Genomic DNA, 17,971 nt, shown 5'->3' with positions numbered 1-17,971 from the left:
TTTAACTAAACACAAATTCGGACGAAACATGCCTATGTCGATTGGCTCGGATTAATCCCCCGAGCAAGGCCGACCCAAGCAAACTCACCAAGACCAACAACTTGAACGGGGGCCCCTTGAAGCTTCGAATCGTATTGGCTGACGATCATCCTTTCGTACTCCTAGGGATGAAAGGGCTCTTTGCCGCAGACCACGGAATGGAGGTCGTCGGCGAGGCGAATAATGCGAGCACGTTGCTGGCCGAGCTCGCCGTCACGCCATGCGACGTTTTGGTCACAGACTTTGCCATGCCCGAGCCGGGAGTCGATGCAAATGACGGCCTTCGTCTCATCCGCAAGGTGCGTCAGGAGTTCGCGGACATCAGCATCGTCGTGCTCACCAGCGTAAGCAACGTCGCGATCCTGCGCTCGATTTTGAACGCTGGCGCCATGAGCCTCGTCAGCAAGGCCGAGCCGATCGAACTCGTGGGGACGGCCGTGCGGCATGCGAGCGTCGGACGTCGCTTCGTCAGCGCGTCGTTTGTCGCCGCGCTCGCGGAGGCGGGAACGGAGACCGACTTTTCCGATGAGGAACCGCGGCTTTCTCCGCGAGAGATCGAAGTCGTTCGCTTGTTTGCCAAAGGTCATTCAATTACGGAGATCGCGAAAGAACTCGAGCGCGATGTCCGCACCGTTAGTCGTCAGAAACGCGATGCGATGAATAAGCTCGGTGTAAGAAATGACCCCGGATTGTTCGCCTTTGTTCGCGCACGCGGACTGGGATGATTATTTCGATTTGCTTTTTTCATTTCGGATGCCTCTTATGTATCTAAATGCTTCGATATCCGATGCTTCCGTTTCATTTTTGGATTCTGAGTCGAATCCGCAATACGAGAAGAGGTTTGAGTCAATGGAGTTCGGGAACGGGAGCCAAGTGTTCTCGCACGCTAAACGGATAAGACTGGCGATAGCGGATGATCATCCCCTCGTCATCCTTGCAATCGAGCGTTTTGCCGGGAATTTTCCCAGTGTGGAAGTGGTAAGTCGCAACGCAAATTCGACACAGCTCGAAGAGTCGCTCGCTCGAGGCGAATGTGACGTAGCGATTATCGACTTCTTCATGCCGGGCGGGCGCTATGGCGACGGCATCGAGTTGATACAGCATATTGCGAACCGGTATCCCGAGGTCCGCATTGTCGTCCTGTCTCGCAATGACGACGCCACGGTCGTCAAACGTGCACTGGAAGCGGGCGCGCATGCGTTCCTGAGCAAAGAGGACAGACTCGACCTGATTTACGTGGCCATCGTTTCGGTCATCGCCAATGAGACTTACCTCGGACCAGGAATTCGTAGAACGCTGGCGCTCGCTGACGCCGAAAGTCACGCACGTTTCATTCGGCAGAAACTAACGAGCCGCGAACTGGAAGTGATTGAACGTTATGCGCGAGGCGCGAACGTCACAGAGATCGCCAAGGACCTCGGCCGTAGCGTGAAGACGATCAGCGCACAAAAGTGCGCGGCCATGCGAAAGCTCGATTTATCGACTGACGCTGATTTGTATCGATTTATCTCGGACAGCGGATTGATCTAGGCGGATTGCGCCGCGCAGAGGGCGCGTAGTCAATCGAGGCCGGCAAGGAGACAGCGCGCAGTCGATTGACGACTGTTGCGCACCGGACCAACCTCAACAGAACGCACAAACAATGAGAACAAAAACGCTTAAAAGGGCGATTGTTGCGGACGACCATCCGGTCGTCATCAAAGGCATTCAAAGCTTCCTGGAGCGCCACGGCGCGATACGCGTGGTCGCGACTGCTCGAGACACATTGGAGCTTGCCGAAGCAGTCGATACGACTCCGTGCGACTTCGTTTTCTCGGACATCGGCATGCGCGGCATCGACGGCGAAAGCAGTTCGATCGGCTTTCTCCGGCGGTTGGCGTGGCAGGAAAGTCGCCCGAAGGTCATCGTCCTCACGATGATTTCGCACACGCGAATGTTGGCGGGCCTCGTTCAACTCGGCGTGGACGGCGTGATCGACAAGCGCGACGGACTCGAATATTTGCTCGACGCGATATCGGTGGTCGAGGCGGGTGGCTGCTTCCTTTCACCCTGCGTGGAGGCGGCGGTCAGGCATATGTCGGGGACGTCGCCGGCGCGCGCGGGCGTATTGAGTCGACGCGAGTGGGAAGTGTTCCAACTCTACGCGCGCGGCCTTCTGATTCAGGAAATCGCGGATCACTTCGGGCGAAGCCGCAAGACGATTGCAACGCAAAAGCGAAGCGGCATGCGCAAGCTGGGCCTCGAAAGCGAAGAGGAACTGGTTGCAGATCTGCAGAAGGTCTGCCTGATCTGAAACGTCGCGGCCACCGGTCGTGCGGAATCTCGGAGCAAATTGGGACGGTTCTGATTCGATTCTGACAGGTTGCGGGTCAGACTCAACTCATTTGGTTTGACAGGCAGGCGCGAAGCGCAGGGGCACTCATCCGCCAAAAACGGCGAATTGACTTCTTCGTGGGCTTGCCCAGCCGGCCAGGTAACTTTTTGTGGCCGGAGTCGCCGTACCGAGGGGTTCGAATTGAGATTTTTGTTCGCGCGTTGTTTGCTTCTTCTCAGCTTCATGGGCATGATCGCGCCGCTGTCCAGCCAAGCGGCCGAGCCGCGTAGTCACACCAGCACGTCGCAGCTAACCGCTGATGTTCTCGCCGAACCGAAGAGCGCGGCAGTCCCGTTCAAACTCGATGAACCGGAGCGCAGTTACTTGCGGACGCTGGAGCCGATCGTCGTCGGGTTGGTCGAAGCGTCGGGCGAGTCCGCCGATGAGTCGCTTCAGCGGCCAGAAGCGCCACTGGAAGCAGTCGAGAAAATGCTCGGCGTCACGTTCAAACCGCAGCACTTCAACGATTGGGCGAAGGCCGCGTCGGCATTTCAACGGGGCGAGATCGATATGATCGGCGCGTCGAGCACGCCGGGAAAGCTGAACTATGCCATGCACTCCGAGTTACAGCCGCTCGACCTGCTGATCAGGCGAGCGTTGGCGCAATCCTCGGCGACGCAATCGGCCGCCGCGCAGACGGCTGAACCAGCCGTCTGGAGCATCACGGCATTGCGCCTGATGCCGGCGCTCATCGGCATTGCCGCAGTGTTGTTCGTCACGCTTCGCGCCTTTATTCGACTGCAACAGGAGATGAACCGACGTGTGGAAACGGAGCAGCGTCTCGGTACGCAACTCAGTTTCCAGCAAACGATGATGGAGGTGGTTCCGTATCCGCTCGTCGCGAAGGACATGCAAAACCGCTACATCACGGTGAATCGTGCCTTTGAGGAGGCGCTCGGGGTGCGGCGGGAAGACGTCATCGGGCGCACGAGTCTCGAAGTGACGGCGTGGGGCGACGCGCATAGCCGCGTGCTACACGAACTGACCAGTATGACGCTGGCCTCCGGCCAACGACATGAAGTCGAAGCGGAATTCTCCGACAACCAGGACCACCCGCGCTGCGGCCTTTTCTGGACCGGCGCGTTCACGGAGTTGAACGGGGAGCGAGCGGGTGTCGTGGGCACGATGATCGACATCACCGATATCCGCGATGCCGAAACGCGCGCGCGGCAAACCGAGCGCCGACTTCACGACGTGACGCGGTCGCTGCCAGCCGTCGTGTTCCAGTTGCGCCGCGCGAGCGACGGCACGTACAGCCTTCCCTATATTGACGGCGATACCCGGCAGTTGCTCGCTTTGGACGTCCTCGCTCTGGCCGATGATCCGATTCACGCACTGACGCGCATTCACGCCGAGGACAGCGCGCGTCTGCTCGAAGAAATCGAAGCGTCGGCGCGCACGCTCGAGCCGCTGCATACCGAGTTCCGCTCGACCGTAGAAGGGATTACGCGCTGGATTCGCGCCGACCTCGTCGCGCATCGTGAAGACGATGGCGCCGTCGTATGGAGTGGCTATTGGGCCGATGCGAGCGTGGAGCATGCCCGTGCAGACGAACTCGCTCGCGCGCGGGATATCGCCGAAGCGGCATCGCGCGCGAAGGACGACTTCCTGGCCATGATGAGTCACGAAATCCGCACGCCGATGAACGGCGTTCTGGGGCTCGTTGAAGTACTCGAGAACACGTCGCTGAATTCCGATCAGTCCCAGATGCTCGGCATGATTCAGGATTCCGCGAGTGCGCTCCTGCAGATCCTGGACGATCTTCTCGACTATTCGAAGATCGAGGCCAACCGGTTGACGATCGAATCGACTCCGATCGATTTGCGCGAACTCGTGGACAGCGCCGTAGGTCTGCTTGCCGGAAGGGCGCATGAAAAGGGTCTGCGCGTGCGTGTCGACGTGGCGCCGGAAGTGGCAGCGACAGTCAGAGGCGATAGCGTGCGCCTGAGGCAGGTTCTCTTCAACCTGATGAGCAACGCGATCAAGTTCACGATCAGAGGCGATGTCGCCCTCCACGTGCGCGCGGTCGAGCAACGCGCGTCGGAACAGGTCATCGAACTGTGTGTAAAGGACACCGGCATCGGGATTGCCGCGGAGGCTCAACAAAACCTCTTCGAGCCATTCGTGCAAGCGGAGGCTTCCACGACGCGCCGTTTCGGCGGTACCGGGCTCGGACTGACTATCTGCAATCGTCTCGTCGCGTTGATGGGCGGCACGATGAGTCTCGAAAGCGCGGTCGGCGTCGGAACTGCGATGACCGTTCGTCTCACGATGCCGGTCGAAACCTTGCGGTATCAGATCGACGGATTGCGTGGCAAGCGCGGCATCGTCGCGATCGAAGACGACCACGTGGCGGCTGCTCTCATGCATTACGGCGAGGCGCTCGGTCTGGAGTTTCAGCGTTACACGCCCGATGAACTCGCGCGATCGGAGCCTGAGTCGCTCAAATACATCGAGATCGTCTTTCTGAGCGATACGCGCACGCTCGCGTCTCCGCTCGGATCGCGCGTGATTCACGTGACCGAAAAGCCAAAGCCGACCGGATACCGAATCCTCGAAGACGACATCCGCGTAAGCGTCAATCCGATATCGTGGCATGGGCTCGGCGCGGCTTGCGTTGCCGCATTGACCGGCATGCCGCAGATCGCATCGGGACTCACGCTCTGCCACGAAGCGAAGATGGCGGCGCCGGACCGGGAAGACGCGCTGCGCAGCGGCAAACTCGTGCTCGTGGCCGAAGATCATCCGGTGAACCAGGAACTGATCCGCAATCAGCTTTCGCTACTCGGATTTGCCTGTGACGTCGTGCACGATGGCGCTGAGGCGCTCGCTGCGTTGGCGGACACGCGCTATGGTTTCCTGATCACGGACTGCCACATGCCGAACATGACGGGCTACGAACTCGCGCGTCGCATCCGGGCCGATGAAGTTGGCACGGCGCGCCGCCTGCCGATTCTCGGCATCACGGCGAGCACCGCGCCCGACGAGTTGCAGAAGTGCCGCGATGCGGGCATGGATGACCGTCTCGTGAAGCCGACCCGGCTCGCTACTTTGCGCGAGCATCTGAACCGCTGGTGGGTGAACGCTAGCGCCGCGCCTGACTCTCGCACGCAATCACCGCAAGTTGCCGTCGTGCGGCCGCGCGATGATGACGAACTCGATCTGAGCGCGATGGCTCAACTGTGGGGTAGTGAAACGACAGTGAAGGCGTTGCTGGACGCGTTCGTATCGTCGTTCCGCGAAGATCTCGTGGCGCTTCGGTCGTTGCTGGATCGTGGCACGGTGGATAATCTGCGGGATTGGCATCATCGTGTCTTCGGTGCGGCCAGTGTTCTGCAGTATCGGCCGCTGCTTGCCGCACTGGAGGAATTTCGTCGCGATCTGCACGTGAAGACCCGCGACGCGCGCCGTCGCGAAGGATTTGCGCTGATCGCACGATGCGAAGAACTCGTCGAGCGCATCCACGCGCAAGGCGCCGCGATTCTTTGATCGGGCCACGCCGCGTGGCACCGCCGTCTTCCTATTTCGGCAATGCTCCGGAATCCGCTTCGACTGATTCGCGGTCGCGGAAGTAGGCCAGCGCGAAATCCACAAATGAACGCGTCTTGGCCGGCACATGTCGGCGTCCCGGGTAGACGATCGAAACTTCCTTGTCTGCGTCCTTGAGGGCGTAGCCCGGCAGCAGGCGCACGAGTGATCCCGTTTCGATATCCTGCGTTACATAGCTCTCCGGCAGTACCGCAATGCCCATTCCGGAAAGCGCCGCTTGCCGCAACATGTGCGAGCTGTTCACTGCGTATGCCGGATCGAGCGCGACGCTTTCCTCCACACCTGATGGTCCGACAAAAGACCACGTCGATCCGTGTATGTCCGCGGACGGTGCAAGAAACTCGTGCGATGCCAGCAATGCCGGCCGGACAGGCGTGCCGCGCCGCGAAAGATACGCCGGCGATGCAACGAGCACTGACGCCACTTTGACCAACGGACGGTTGATCAGCATGCCGCTGTTGACGAGATGCGGGACGACGATGCCGACGTCGAAGCCTTCCGCAACGAGATCGACTGGACGATGAAGCAGCGTCAGACGCAGCTTCACGTTCGAGTAGCGCTCCATGAATTCTCGCAGCATCGGCGTGAGTCCAAGCAACGAAAAGGACGCCGATGCCACCAGCTTGAGCGTGCCTGTGGGATCCACGGAACTGGTCCCCACCGATGCCTCTATCGCCTCGATTTGCTCGAATACCGCGCGGCAGCCTTCTGCATACGCGCGACCGGCTTCTGTCAACGAGACGCTGCGCGTCGTCCTGTTCAGCAAGCGCGTGTTGAGATGCACTTCGAGCAGCGACACGTAGCGCGTTATCACGGCGTTGGAGAGATCGAGCGCGGCGGCGGCGCGACCGAACGACTCGGTTTCCGACACCTTCAGAAAGACGCGCATCGCTTGAAGTTGATTCATTGAGAGAGCGTGTGAGAAGCGCCTTTCGACGCTTCGAGTATGTGAATCGATGCAAGCGGCTGGATCGCAGCTTCGCGTGCGCGATCTTAGAGTGCGGTGACACGCCTGAAAATCGGAAGGTTCTGATCCGGACCCGCTGTCTCAATGCAGCCACTGTCGCATGTATGCAACTCAACGGTCGCGAGGCGCTGGCGATACACGCGTGATCTGATCTGTAAGTCCTCGTGGCCTAAGTGTTTATCCATATTGAAATTGCACTTTTCGAATTATTCAAAAAGGCTTTTGTGTTTCGTTCGGCGGTTTCTCAAAAAGACCGGGCAATAAACTTTGTCGTGCCGAATATCGGTGCTGAGCTAAACGAGCGAAGAGGCACATTCAGCTCGACAGGCGTTCGGCCTGAAGCAACCCATCGAGTCCCACGACTCAGCAAAGGAATACGCATGAAAAAGAATTTGATCGTCACGGCCATTGCAGCTTTGGCCGCATCGTTCGCAGGCGCTGCCAACGCAGAGAGCAGCGTCACGCTGTATGGTTTGGTCGACGCAGGCTTCACGTACGTGAACAACGTGCAGGCTCCCGAGGTTGCTGATCACTTCAAGAACAACTCGTTCAGCATGACGGGCAACAATGTTCAGATGAGCCGTTGGGGTCTGCGCGGTGCGGAAGACCTGGGCGGCGGCATGAAGGCGATCTTCACGTTGGAGAACGGCTTCGACGTCGCCAACGGCGGCTCGCTGGGCGGCAATGGCTTTAGCCGTCAGGCATTCGTCGGTCTGTCGACGAATGCAGGTACGGTGACGCTGGGTCATCAGACCGACTCCGTGGTCGACTACCTCGGCCCGCTGAGCGCGACCGGCACTTGGGGCGGCACGTACTTCGCACATCCGGGCAATCTGGATAACCTGAACGGCGATGCGTTCCGTGAAAACAACTCGATCAAGTTCCAAAGCGCGAACTACGCTGGCTTCTCGTTCAGCGGTCTGTACGGCTTCTCGAATGCCGCAGGCAGCTTCGCGGCAAACCGCGCGTACAGCATCGGTGCAGGCTACGCAAACGGCGGCCTGAAGCTCGGCGCAGCATACATGCAAGCGAACGGCATGAACACGAACGCAGGCCCGACCGCGGGTGCGATCGTTGGTGGCCCGACGACTGTGCCGAACCAAGACCTCATCTTCGCCGATCGTCAGCGCACGTTCGGTGCAGGCGGCAGCTATTCCGTCGGCGCTATGACGTTCGGTGCGATTTGGACGCAGACTCGCCAGAATGACAATGTGCCGGGTACGGGTTCGAACATCGTCAACAACTACGAAGTGAACGGTCGTTATGCTCTGACGCCGGCGCTCTCGCTTGGCGCCGCCTACACGTTCACGAACGCCAAGTTCGCGCAAGAGGAAGGCGACTCGACCCGTGTTCGCTTCCACCAGTTCGGCGTGCAGACGGACTACGCTCTGTCCAAGCGCACGGATATCTATGCTGAAGGCTTGGTGCAAATCGCCAGCGGCTTGCCGGAAGGTGTAACGCCGAACGCAGGCATCAGCGGCGTCGCCTTGTCCTCGAGCAGCCGTCAGGTTGTCGTGTCGACGGGTATCCGTCACCGCTTCTAAAGCCATCGGAGAAGTACCGAGCTTTAGCTAGCTAGAAAAAGGGCGCCGCGAGGTGCCCTTTTCGCATGTGTGTCTCTCGCAACCCAAGCGAAATGCACCCCGCATCCGGATGCTCTACCATGGCGATGCGGTCATCGCACTGAAAGATACGCTGCCCGCCAAAACAGGAGAGGAACAATGACCTCGACATGCAGACCACATGTACGCTGGATGACCGTTCTGATGCTCGCCATTCTCGCCTCGGGCGCCGCACGAGCCGACACCGTCGCCCTGAAAGCCAATCTCCAGCCTTCGAGCGAAGTCCCGCCGCGCGTAAGCAAAGGCCACGGTACCGTGGACGCGACCTTCGACACCGACACCAAAGTGTTCACCTGGACCGCAACCTACGCCGAGTTATCGGGTCCCGTGACGATGGCTCATTTCCACGGCCCCGCGCCTGTCGGTCAGAACGCGAAAGTGCAGGTGCCTATCGACAAGAAAGCGCTCGCGAGCCCCATGAAAGGACAGGCGACGCTATCGGATCAGCAAGTCAGCGATCTGATGACAGGGCAGTGGTACTTCAACATCCACACGCAGGAAAATCCGACCGGCGAGATTCGTGGTCAGGTAATGCCGGCGAATTGACGCGCGCAAGCGGGATCGATCGACGATGAGCTGGCAAAGCGCCCTCGCTTGCTGGGCAGTACGTAGGCGCATGCGCCCGCACAGCGCGAAGTCAGAACTCGACGTCGAACTGGCGCGAAGTTACGCATCACGTCGAATCTGGTCGCCGCGCGTGCCGAAAGGCTGGCGGCTCGATATCCGCGAGACGAGCGACGAAGACGCACCACGCGGCGAATGGCTCACACCGCCGACGAATCCACGCGCAACCATTCTCTACCTGCATGGCGGCGGCTATTATTTCTGCTCGCCGCGCAGTCATCGCGCCATCACGTTCGGATTGGCCACACGGTCAAATGCGAGTGTCTTTTCGCTCGATTACAGTCTTGCGCCCGAAAATCGCTTTCCTGCGGCGCTCGACGATAGCGTCGCCGCATACCGTCGATTGCTCGGAGACGGCGTTCCCGCGCAATCAATTGCGATAGCAGGGGACTCAGCCGGCGGCGGTCTCGCGCTCGCGACGCTTCTCGCGCTACGCGACGCGGGCGATCCGCTTCCCGCGGCCGCAGTGCTATTTTCGCCGTGGACCGATCTGACCTGTAGCGGCGAGTCGATGCGGACCAACGACGGCCGCGATCCGATGTATCACGCGTCGGTATTTCCTCGGGTGGCCGCGCAGTATCTCGGTTCAGCCGATGCGCGAAATCCCTACGCATCGCCCGTATTCGGCGAGTTCGAAGGCTTGCCGCCGCTGTTGATTCAGGTCGGCGACACCGAACTCTTGCTGGATGATTCGACTCGCATCGCGACGAAAGCACGCGCGGCCGGCGTGCGTGTCGAACTGGATATCTGGCGCAACGTCCCGCATATCTTCCAGATCTGGACGCCGTTCATGCCCGAAGCACGCGATGCGCTCGCGCACGCCGCCGCGTTCATCGACGGCGCAATCTCGGCGCGCCAGACTCATCTTCCGCCCATGACCTCGATCGTCTGATAGGCCCGCTCGACGGCCGACGCGCCATAGCGCCGCTCCAGCCTGCGCACGGTGAAATGCCCATGCGCCATCTGCTGAAAGTGGTCGATGAACACCGTGTTGACCATCGCGCCGAGCACCGCGCCGATCGCCGGAATGGACTTCGCGGCCACCTGTTCGCTGACCTGCACCGAGAACCTCGAGGCGATCGTCTGCAAGAATTTGAGCAGCGCCGTCGATCCATGACTGCCGAGTCCCTTCGCGGCGATTTCGTTGGTCGCGCGCGAAACCGACTGCGCGAGCGCGCCGCGCACGATGAAGTAGCCGATATCGGCGTTGTCATCGCTGGCTTTGGCGCCGCCCATGCCGAGCACCATCATGCATTGCAATTGAGTCTCCACGCGATGCACGTCCTCGCCCTCGCTACGCGCGATATCGCAGATCGAGCGGAACATCAGCGTTGTCGTCACCGGCAATTCGACCGGCAATGCGAACAGCCCGAACGCGCCGCCCGCCGCGCCGGTCGTCGCGACGGCCAGCTTGTGCATCAGGTTGTGCGGCTTGTCGGGCGGCGGCGCGAGGAGCGAATCGGACGGCGCGCTCTTGCCGATCGTGCGCAACGCGAGCTGGAGGCACTTTTTCAGCGCGAGTTGCGTCGCTTCATCGACTTTGTCCTGCGCGGCCGCCGGCATGCGTCCCATCAGCTTTTCGATGGGCGCGCCGACGACGCTCGCCAGCTTCATCGTCAGCGACGGACTTTCCAGGGCTTCCTTCGCGCGGGTCAGGGCCGCGAAATCTTCGGTCGTGAGCGGCGAGGTAATGATCGGCGTCGGTTCCATGCGATGTCTTCTGTCCGGTAAATGGTGAATTGCCACGAAAATTAGAGTGCCTCACCGTGCTATGATTCCATTTCCGTTGACTAGTCAATTATTGCGCTTACAAAAATGGCCGTTCACACAGCCGCGCATCATTCCAGCGGACAGGTTTTGCCTTTCCGCGAATCCCTCATGGCGATGCTGGGCGTCTCGTTCGTCACGATGCTCGTCGCGCTCGATCAAACGGTGGTCGGCACCGCGTTGCCGACGATCGTCGCCGAGCTTAAAGGCTTCGATCTCTATGCGTGGGTCGCCACGTCGTATCTTCTGACTTCCGTCATCACTGTGCCGATTTTCGGCCGGCTCGGCGATTACTACGGCCGCAAGCCCTTCGTGATCGCGTCGATCGTCGTGTTCACCGTCGCGTCCGTGCTCTGCGGCCTCGCCAACAGCATGATGTTCCTCGTGCTCGCGCGCGGGTTGCAGGGCATCGGCGGCGGGATGCTCGTCGGCACTGCGTTCGCGTGCATCGCCGATCTCTTTCCGGACAACGTCGTGCGCCTGCGCTGGCAAGTGCTGATGAGTTCGGCGTTCGGCATCGCCAACGCGGTCGGACCGACGCTCGGCGGTTTTCTCACGCAATACTACGGCTGGCGCTCGGTGTTTTACGTGAACCTGCCCGTGGGCGTGGTCTCGCTCTTTTTCGTGTGGCGCTTTCTGCCGCATCTGCGCCACGTTGCGCATGAAGGCAAGATGCGCCTCGACTGGCCCGGCGCCGTGCTCATCGCGGTGGCGCTCGGCGCATTGCAATTGTTCGTCGAAATGTTGCCGAAGCACGGCGTCAGTGCCGAGAGCGTCGCGCTGCTCGCGATGAGCGTCGCTGCCGGCATCGCGCTGTGGAAGTGGGAAATGCGCTGCGACTACGCGATTCTGCCCGTCGACATGTTCCGCAACAAGGCGCTCGCCGCGCTCTTCACGCTCGCGATTCTCGGTGGCTTCACGATGTTCTCGCTGCTGTTCTATGCGCCGTTGCTGTTTCAGGGCGGCTTCGGCTTGTCGCCTAAGGACGCGGGCATCGTGATCACGCCGCTTGTCGTGTTCATCACGATCGGCAGCATCGTGAACGGGCGCATCGTCACGCGTCTGAAGAACGCCAATCTGATGCTGTATGTCGGCTTCGCGTTGCTCGCCGTGTCGTGTCTGGGTATCGTCGTCGCCACGCACAACATGCCGCGCTCGATGTTGCTCGCGATCATGGTGCTCGGCGGCCTGGGCCTCGGCTTCGTGATGCCGAATCTCACCGTGTTCGCGCAGCAGACGGCAGGGCGCGCGCATCTCGGAATCGCGACCGCGTTGCTGCAATCGCTGCGCATGATCGGCGGGATGATCGGCACCGCGCTCACCGGTACGCTCGTGAGTCATCTGTACGCGAGCGGCGTGAATCTCGCGCTCGAACGAGATCACGCGCTGCGCTGGGCCGGCGATCTCTCCGATCCGCAGATTCTCATCAACCGCGAAGGACAGCAGGCGCTGCTTTCGCAACTGACTGCCTCTGGTCACAACGGCGCGATGTTGCTCGAAGCCGCGCGCGAGGCGCTCGTCGCCGCGATTCACATCGGCCTGGCGCTGGCGGCGCTGGTCGCGGTGGTGTCGCTGTGGCAGTCGCGCCGCGTTCCGCCGGTGCGCCTGAAAGGGCCGCAGGAACCCGTCATCCTCGCCGAATGACTACGGAAATCGAAAGCATGAATGAACAGGACCGTATCGCCGTGGTGCAGCAGTTCGGGCGCACGTATCGCGCGTTCATGTCGGCGTTCGAAGCGGCCGTCGGCCAGCCGATGCCGCGCTGGCGCATTCTGCTCGCGTTGCACGAGCACGCGGGCGTGCTGTCGCAGAAGCGACTCGTCGAACGTCTGAAGGTGGACCCGGGTGCGCTGACGCGGCAACTGAAGACGCTGGAAGGACTCGGCTGGATCGTGCGCAGCGTCGATGCACGCGACAACCGCGTGTCGAATGTCACGTTGACGGCGCAAGGGCGCGCGATGGCCGAAGAGAGCCTGCCGCGTCGCAACGCGTTTCTGCACGACACGATGGCCTCGCTGCCCGATGAGGCGATCGAAGCATTGTCGAGCGCGCTTCACATGTTCGAGCGACGCATTCAGGAAGTCGCGGCCGCGAATGCGTCACAAGCGGCCGCCGTCGAAGAAAAAGCTTAAAAGAACGTTTCGATCACTTCGGTGACGCGATACTTCGGATCGACGACGAGAACCTGACGCCACTTGTCGAAGGTCAGGCACGGGTGCGAGATGTCGAACGCAATCATGTCGCCGACCTTCACGTCGTCGCCCGGCTTGATCCGCAGGTACGCGTGCTGGTCCATCAGGCCGAAAATCTCCCAGCCTTCGTCGGGCGAAACATCGCGCGGCGCTTCATTGCCCGGACGATAATGCTTCGCCGGCTCGGGCATGCCCGCATCGAACGCGGAGTCGCGCTTGCCGAGCCCGATGATCGCGCGATCCGGCTCGGGAATCGACTGCACATACGCCCACAACTGCAGCGCCGGCTTCAAACCTTGCCCCATCTTTTTCGCGATCGGATTGCGCGCGAAGATTTCGTTCTGCGCCTTCTTGTAGATGCCGACGTCATGCGTCAGATAGCAGCCCGGACGCAGCACGACTTCGATCGCGTCGCTGTTGGCCTTCGCGAATTCGTCGGCGACGACGTCATACCACGCCGATCCCGCGCCCGAGAGAATCGCGGGCTTGCGCGCGATCTTGCCTTCTGCGATCAGCTTGCGCGTCGTATCGACGGCGCTTTGCAGGAACTCACGAACTTTCGTTTCGTCCTGCAGCACGCCTTCATACAATTCGATGCCCGCGAGTTCGATCGTGCCCTGCCAGCGCGCGATCGCGGCGAGCACCGCATCGCGCTGCGCGTCGTCGCGCACGCCGGTGCGTCCGCCCGGCACGCCGAGCTCGATCAGCACGTTCAGCTTCTTGCGTACCGAGCTGAAGAATTCGCCAAGCTGGTCGACGCCATCGGCTGAATCGACCAGACAGAAAAACTCGAAATTCGGATCGGTGAGCAACTCGGCGATCATGCCCATGTTGCGTTTGCCGACGAGCTGATTCGCCATCAGGATGCGATGCACGCCGCCGCGATACGCCGCGCGCACCTGATGCGCGGTCGCGAGCGTGATACCCCACGCGCCGGCGTCGAGCTGACGGCGAAAGAGCTGCGGTGCCATCGTCGTCTTGCCGTGCGGCGCGAGCTTCACGCCGTACTCGCCGACGAACGCCTGCATCCATTTCAGGTTGTGCTCGATGCGATCGGAATAGAGCACGGCGGCGGGCAGACTCACGTCCTCTTCGAGCAGACTCCATTGCAGGCGCGACGCGTCGTTCAACTGGATGCTCGTGCCCGGCACCATGCCGAGACCCTTGCCGAACGGGTCGATCGTCGCGTTCTGATAGTTTGTAACTTTCATGTGCTACTACTCCATCGTCCGTTTAAATAAGCCCTGTGCACGACTCGATGCGCATCAGAGTTGACGGTGCTATGTTAACCAAAGTAGCATCCGCGATGGAAATGTTATTTAGTAACACGGCCATCACGTAAACCCGCAACCCGATATGAACGGCCACGCCGACATGCTCAGTTTCGACATCGTCGCACGCATCGCGGAGCGCGCGCCCGAGTTGCGCAGCGCCGAGCGCAAGGTCGCCGCGCTGATTCTCGACGACCTGACGGGCGCATCGCGCGCGAGCATCGGCGCGCTGGCCGACAAGGCGGAAGTGAGCATCGCCACCGTGACGCGTTTCGCGAAGGCGGTCGGCTGCGTGGACGTGCGCGAACTGAAGCTCCGGCTCGCGCAGGCGGCCGCGGTCGGTCAGCGCTTCCTGAGGCGCGAGCCCGATGCCGTGCCCGACTCGCTCGCCGCGCGCATCTTCGAGGAAGTGCAGGCGACGCTGGCGCAGAACCAGGGCGCGCTTGCGGCGTCGCCGATCGCCGAAGCCGCGGACGCGCTCGCCGCGGCATCGATGATCTATGTGTTCGGCATGGGCGGCGGTTCGACCGCGCTCGCCGACGAGATGCGCTTTCGCCTCGTGCGGCTCGGCCGGCCGGTCGCGTCGTATCAGGATGGGCTGTTGCAGCGGATGGTCGCGTCGACGTTATCGAAGGAACATGTGGTGGTTGCGCTATCGGTGACGGGGCAGACACCGGAGATGGTCGAAAGCTGTCAGCTCGCGAAGCAGTACGGCGCGCGCGTGATCGCGCTGACCGCGCCCGCGTCGCCGCTCGGCGCGCTCGCGGACTGGCTGATTCCGGTGATCGCGATCGAATCCGACTTCATTTACAAACCGTCGTCGTCCCGCTACGCGATGATGATGGCGCTCGATTTGCTCGTCACCGAACTGGCGGTCAAGCAGGCGGATCACAGCCGCGAACTGTTGCGCCGCATGAAACACGCGCTCGATTCGCATCGCGGCGGCGGCGAGCGTCAACCCTTGGGAGACTGATCATGGAATCGTTGAAAGCCGACACGCTGATCGTCGGCGCGCGCCTGATCGACGGCACGGGCGCGCCCGCCGTCGAGCGCGATGTTGCCGTGCGCGACGGGCGCATTGTCGCGATCGAGGCGCCAGGCGGCCTGTCCGGCTGGAGCGCCGACGAAACCTTCGACGCCGAGGGCAAAGTGCTCGCGCCCGGTTTCATCGACGTCCATACGCACGACGACACGCACGTGATCCGCTCTCCGCAGATGATGCCGAAGATCACGCAGGGCGTGACGACGGTGATTGTCGGCAATTGCGGGATCAGCGCGTCGCCGGTCACGCTGAAGGGCGATCCGCCCGATCCGATGAACCTGCTCGGCGACGCCGCCGCGTTCAAGTATCCGACCTTCGCCGCGTATGTCGATGCGGTCAACGAAGCGCGTCCGGCGGTGAATGTCGGCGCTTTGATCGGGCATACGGCGCTGCGCAACAATCATATGGATCGGCTGGATCGCGCGGCCAGCGGGGATGAAGTCGCGGGCATGCGCGCGCAGCTCGAAGAAGCGCTGGAAAACGGCGCGCTCGGCTTGTCGAGCGGGCTCGCGTACGGATCGGCGTTCAGCGCGCCGCCGGAGGAAGTGCAGGCGCTGGCCGAGCCGCTGGCGAAAGCGGGCGCGCTCTACACGACGCACATGCGCACCGAATTCGACGCGATTCTCGACGCGATGGACGAGGCGTATCGCGTCGGCCGTCATGCGCGCGTGCCGGTGGTGATTTCGCATCTGAAGTGCGCGGGGCCGTCGAACTGGGGGCGCAGCACGGAAGTGCTGAAGTCGATCGAGACGACGCGCGACGGCCAGCCGGTCGGCTGCGATTGTTATCCGTACAACCGCAGTTCGTCGACGCTCGATCTGAAGCAGGTGACCGGCGACATCGACATCACGATCACATGGTCGACGCCGCATCCGGAAATGGCGGGCAAGCTGATCCGCGAAGTCGCCGACGAATGGAAGGTCAGCCAGCAGGACGCGGCGAAGCGCCTGCAGCCGGCGGGCGCGGTGTATCACAACATGTCGGAAGACGACGTGCGGCGTATCCTCTCGCATCCCGCGACGATGATCGGCTCCGACGGCTTGCCGAACGATCCGCTGCCGCATCCGCGTTTGTGGGGCGCGTTTCCGCGCGTGCTCGGCCATTACGCGCGCGACACGTCGCTGATGCCGCTCGAAGAAGCCGTGCGCAAGATGACGAGCCTGACGGCGCGGCGTTTCAGTCTGGCCGAGCGCGGCGAGGTGAAGGTCGGATATCACGCGGATCTGGTCGTGTTCGATCCGGAGCGTGTGCGCGATGCCGCGACGTTCGCGAAGCCGCAGCAGGCGGCGGACGGCATCGACGCGGTTTGGGTAAATGGCGTTTTGACGTATCGCGAGCAAGCCGTGACCGGCGCGCGCGCGGGACGTTTCGTGGCGCGCGGCGCGGCATCGAAGCTCGATGCGCAGGGCGCGTTTTGAATTCTTGGGCTATTGAAAAAGGAGCAGGACGATGAAGCGTTATGGCGTGGAAGGTGGCAAGGGACAAGGCGGCGCGCACATGCCGTTCGCACGCGCGGTTCAGGCGGATGGCTGGCTGTTCGTGTCGGGCCAGACGCCGATGGAAAACGGCGAGGTGATCAACGGCGGCATCGTCGAGCAATCGCACAAGGCGATTCAGAACGTGATCGCGATTCTGAAGGAAGCTGGTTACGGCACGGAAGATGTCGTGCGCTGCGGCGTGTGGCTGGACGATCCGCGCGATTTCGCGTCGTTCAACAAGGTGTTCAAGGAGTATTTCGGCGCGAATCCGCCGGCGCGGGCTTGCGTGGTGTCGTCGATGGTGATCGACTGCAAGGTCGAGGTGGATTGCGTGGCTTATAAGAAGGGGTAAGCAATCGCGGCGTTTTTTTATGGCGAAAGCGCACCGACGCGAGGCGGGATTTTTTGGCCGGATCCCGTGTTCGCGGTGGTCTATTAGCACTGCCCCTCCCCGGGGCGGGGGTCACTTTCTTTGCTGCTGCAAAGAAAGTAACCAAAGAAAGCAGCTCGTTTAAGCCCACGGTCACACGCACGTTGGCCATGCTTGCCAGCCCGCGGTGGCACTCGCCTAAGTGTCGCCCTCATAGGCCCTATCGAGCTTGGCTCGCGCACGGTCTGCCGCCCCAAATGTTTTGACGTGCCGGTTCAGCACGAAAGAGCATCGGCACAGCGCTGCGCGCTGCCGTTGGGTATACAAGGGAAACCATCGAATCGCGTGTGCGGTGAGATGGCGGCGTTAGCAAGAAGGTCCGCGCCGACCCGATTGACCGGTCGGCCGCGAAGCGGGCCGGGGCCATTTGGTGGAACCAGTGACGCAAGCGGTGCGATGTGTCAGACCGTGCGCGAGCCAAGCCCGATTGGGCCTTCGAGGGCGACACTTAGGCGAGTGCCGCCGCGGGCTGGCAAGCATGGCCAACGTGCGTGTGACCGTGGGCGGTGAGAAGCTGCTTTCTTTGGTTACTTTCTTTGCAGCAGTGTATGGACCGGAGACATAGGTAACAGGTGTGTCAGGACATGGGTAACACATTTAGCTCCTTTTGCCGCGC

15 protein-coding genes are annotated in these 17,971 nt (G+C 61.5%); 12 read left to right on the top strand and 3 right to left on the bottom strand.

Annotation, left to right across the window (positions count from 1 at the left end):
• Window positions 1-116: 116 nt before the first annotated feature.
• The 4 genes from PQR08_RS26825 (at window position 117) to PQR08_RS26810 (ending at window position 5,902) form a co-directional block, all read left to right on the top strand.
• On the top strand, window positions 117-764 hold the full coding sequence (locus PQR08_RS26825; protein WP_238285243.1) for a response regulator: 648 nt from the start codon (window positions 117-119) through the stop codon (window positions 762-764).
• Window positions 739-1,569, top strand: coding sequence for a response regulator (locus tag PQR08_RS26820; protein ID WP_408162887.1), 831 nt, complete (start codon window positions 739-741; stop codon window positions 1,567-1,569). Before PQR08_RS26825 ends, PQR08_RS26820 begins: the two co-directional genes overlap by 26 nt.
• Before the next feature lie 112 nt (window positions 1,570-1,681).
• Complete coding sequence (locus tag PQR08_RS26815; protein ID WP_408162886.1) at window positions 1,682-2,332, top strand: response regulator; 651 nt, start codon at window positions 1,682-1,684, stop codon at window positions 2,330-2,332.
• A gap of 246 nt (window positions 2,333-2,578) precedes the next feature.
• Complete coding sequence (locus PQR08_RS26810) at window positions 2,579-5,902, top strand: ATP-binding protein (RefSeq protein WP_408162884.1); 3,324 nt, start codon at window positions 2,579-2,581, stop codon at window positions 5,900-5,902.
• A gap of 31 nt (window positions 5,903-5,933) precedes the next feature.
• Here PQR08_RS26810 and PQR08_RS26805 read toward each other — a convergent pair whose 3' ends face one another.
• Window positions 5,934-6,869 carry a LysR family transcriptional regulator gene (locus PQR08_RS26805; protein WP_408162883.1) on the bottom strand — a complete coding sequence of 312 codons (936 nt, stop codon included), beginning with the start codon at window positions 6,867-6,869 and terminating at the stop codon, window positions 5,934-5,936.
• A gap of 440 nt (window positions 6,870-7,309) precedes the next feature.
• Between PQR08_RS26805 and PQR08_RS26800 the strand changes: the two genes are divergently transcribed.
• The 3 genes from PQR08_RS26800 to PQR08_RS26790 all read left to right on the top strand — a co-directional run bounded on the left by PQR08_RS26800 (window position 7,310) and on the right by PQR08_RS26790 (window position 10,067).
• Window positions 7,310-8,473 carry a porin gene (locus PQR08_RS26800; protein WP_408162881.1) on the top strand — a complete coding sequence of 388 codons (1,164 nt, stop codon included), beginning with the start codon at window positions 7,310-7,312 and terminating at the stop codon, window positions 8,471-8,473.
• A gap of 210 nt (window positions 8,474-8,683) precedes the next feature.
• On the top strand, window positions 8,684-9,097 hold the full coding sequence (locus tag PQR08_RS26795; protein WP_408162956.1) for a CHRD domain-containing protein: 414 nt from the start codon (window positions 8,684-8,686) through the stop codon (window positions 9,095-9,097).
• 25 nt (window positions 9,098-9,122) lie between these two features.
• Window positions 9,123-10,067 carry an alpha/beta hydrolase gene (locus PQR08_RS26790; RefSeq protein ID WP_408162879.1) on the top strand — a complete coding sequence of 315 codons (945 nt, stop codon included), beginning with the start codon at window positions 9,123-9,125 and terminating at the stop codon, window positions 10,065-10,067.
• Here the strand turns inward: PQR08_RS26790 and PQR08_RS26785 are convergent.
• Window positions 10,037-10,885, bottom strand: coding sequence for an EcsC family protein (locus PQR08_RS26785; protein WP_187607454.1), 849 nt, complete (start codon window positions 10,883-10,885; stop codon window positions 10,037-10,039). The genes PQR08_RS26790 and PQR08_RS26785 overlap by 31 nt on opposite strands.
• A gap of 105 nt (window positions 10,886-10,990) precedes the next feature.
• Here PQR08_RS26785 and PQR08_RS26780 point away from each other — a divergent pair, with 105 nt between their 5' ends.
• Both PQR08_RS26780 and PQR08_RS26775 read left to right on the top strand, forming a co-directional pair.
• Window positions 10,991-12,586 (top strand): MDR family MFS transporter, encoded by a 1,596-nt coding sequence (locus tag PQR08_RS26780; protein ID WP_408162877.1) that lies wholly within the window; start codon window positions 10,991-10,993, stop codon window positions 12,584-12,586.
• Between the two features lie 17 nt (window positions 12,587-12,603).
• Window positions 12,604-13,074, top strand: coding sequence for a MarR family winged helix-turn-helix transcriptional regulator (locus tag PQR08_RS26775; protein WP_187607456.1), 471 nt, complete (start codon window positions 12,604-12,606; stop codon window positions 13,072-13,074).
• Here PQR08_RS26775 and PQR08_RS26770 read toward each other — a convergent pair.
• A complete protein-coding gene (locus PQR08_RS26770; protein WP_371880241.1) occupies window positions 13,071-14,345 on the bottom strand; it encodes an amino acid deaminase in 1,275 nt (424 codons plus the stop codon). The genes PQR08_RS26775 and PQR08_RS26770 overlap by 4 nt on opposite strands.
• Before the next feature lie 145 nt (window positions 14,346-14,490).
• Between PQR08_RS26770 and PQR08_RS26765 the strand changes: the two genes are divergently transcribed.
• From PQR08_RS26765 to PQR08_RS26755, 3 genes are read left to right on the top strand one after another with little or no spacing between them, the layout of a single operon-like run.
• Entirely contained in the window at window positions 14,491-15,378 is an 888-nt protein-coding gene (locus PQR08_RS26765) for a MurR/RpiR family transcriptional regulator (protein WP_408162875.1), read from the top strand.
• A 2-nt stretch (window positions 15,379-15,380) separates the two neighbouring features.
• A complete protein-coding gene (locus tag PQR08_RS26760; RefSeq protein ID WP_408162873.1) occupies window positions 15,381-16,865 on the top strand; it encodes an N-acyl-D-amino-acid deacylase family protein in 1,485 nt (494 codons plus the stop codon).
• A 31-nt stretch (window positions 16,866-16,896) separates the two neighbouring features.
• The gene (locus tag PQR08_RS26755; protein ID WP_238209702.1) at window positions 16,897-17,277 is read left to right on the top strand and encodes a RidA family protein; all 381 of its coding nucleotides are present in this window, start codon (window positions 16,897-16,899) and stop codon (window positions 17,275-17,277) included.
• The last annotated feature ends 694 nt before the right edge of the window (window positions 17,278-17,971 follow it).

Source organism: Caballeronia jiangsuensis, assembly GCF_046030135.1.
In the GTDB taxonomy this organism is placed as follows: Bacteria; Pseudomonadota; Gammaproteobacteria; order Burkholderiales; family Burkholderiaceae; genus Caballeronia; species Caballeronia jiangsuensis.
This window is presented reverse-complemented; position numbering and strand designations above follow the sequence as displayed.

Coding starts and splice junctions, on each gene's coding strand:
- PQR08_RS26815 (WP_408162886.1), top strand. CDS start 1,682: ATGAGAACAAAAACGCTTAAAAGGGCGATTGTTGCGGACGACCATCCG.
- PQR08_RS26805 (WP_408162883.1), bottom strand. CDS start 6,869: ATGAATCAACTTCAAGCGATGCGCGTCTTTCTGAAGGTGTCGGAAACC.
- PQR08_RS26800 (WP_408162881.1), top strand. CDS start 7,310: ATGAAAAAGAATTTGATCGTCACGGCCATTGCAGCTTTGGCCGCATCG.
- PQR08_RS26795 (WP_408162956.1), top strand. CDS start 8,684: ATGACCGTTCTGATGCTCGCCATTCTCGCCTCGGGCGCCGCACGAGCC.
- PQR08_RS26790 (WP_408162879.1), top strand. CDS start 9,123: ATGAGCTGGCAAAGCGCCCTCGCTTGCTGGGCAGTACGTAGGCGCATG.
- PQR08_RS26785 (WP_187607454.1), bottom strand. CDS start 10,885: ATGGAACCGACGCCGATCATTACCTCGCCGCTCACGACCGAAGATTTC.
- PQR08_RS26780 (WP_408162877.1), top strand. CDS start 10,991: ATGGCCGTTCACACAGCCGCGCATCATTCCAGCGGACAGGTTTTGCCT.
- PQR08_RS26775 (WP_187607456.1), top strand. CDS start 12,604: ATGAATGAACAGGACCGTATCGCCGTGGTGCAGCAGTTCGGGCGCACG.
- PQR08_RS26770 (WP_371880241.1), bottom strand. CDS start 14,345: ATGAAAGTTACAAACTATCAGAACGCGACGATCGACCCGTTCGGCAAG.
- PQR08_RS26765 (WP_408162875.1), top strand. CDS start 14,491: ATGAACGGCCACGCCGACATGCTCAGTTTCGACATCGTCGCACGCATC.
- PQR08_RS26760 (WP_408162873.1), top strand. CDS start 15,381: ATGGAATCGTTGAAAGCCGACACGCTGATCGTCGGCGCGCGCCTGATC.
- PQR08_RS26755 (WP_238209702.1), top strand. CDS start 16,897: ATGAAGCGTTATGGCGTGGAAGGTGGCAAGGGACAAGGCGGCGCGCAC.